We start from the raw sequence: 450 nt of genomic DNA, 5'->3' as shown, positions 1-450 counted from the left end.
ACCAACTCAAAACCCTACGCTTGAGCCATGTAGCGAAAGCATTAGAGCAGCAACAAGAGCAACTGACTACTTACGCAGAGTTGGACTTCGAGGAACGGTTAAGTTTACTTCTGGAAAGCGAGATCTTGAATCGCAATCAGACCAAAATCCAACGCTTAAAACGACAAGCCAAGCTAAGAGTGGATGCACAGCCGAGCCAACTCATCTACAAAGAGGGACGAAACCTCAATCGCAAACAGATGAGCGAACTTCTGACTGGCAGTTATCTATATAAACACCAAAACATCTTGATCACAGGCCCAACGGGCGCAGGCAAAACATATCTTGGCTGCGCACTGGCCACCAGTGCCTGTGACCAACAACAAACGGTTAGGTACTACCGATTAACTCGCTTACTTGACGACCTGACAGCTGGTCGCCTGGATGGTAGCTATCAAAAGCAACTCCAAT

At 47.6% G+C, this 450-nt stretch carries 1 pseudogene; it reads left to right on the top strand.

The window, feature by feature from the left end:
- A pseudogene (gene istB / locus A142_RS14240) lies at positions 1–450 on the top strand (IS21-like element ISVch3 family helper ATPase IstB); the annotation flags it as partial.

Origin of the sequence: Vibrio splendidus 12E03 (genome assembly GCF_000272105.2) — a bacterium.
GTDB classification, from domain to species: domain Bacteria; phylum Pseudomonadota; class Gammaproteobacteria; order Enterobacterales; family Vibrionaceae; genus Vibrio; species Vibrio splendidus_I.
Note: the sequence above shows the minus strand (reverse complement) of the source record. Positions and strands in the feature narration are given on the sequence as shown.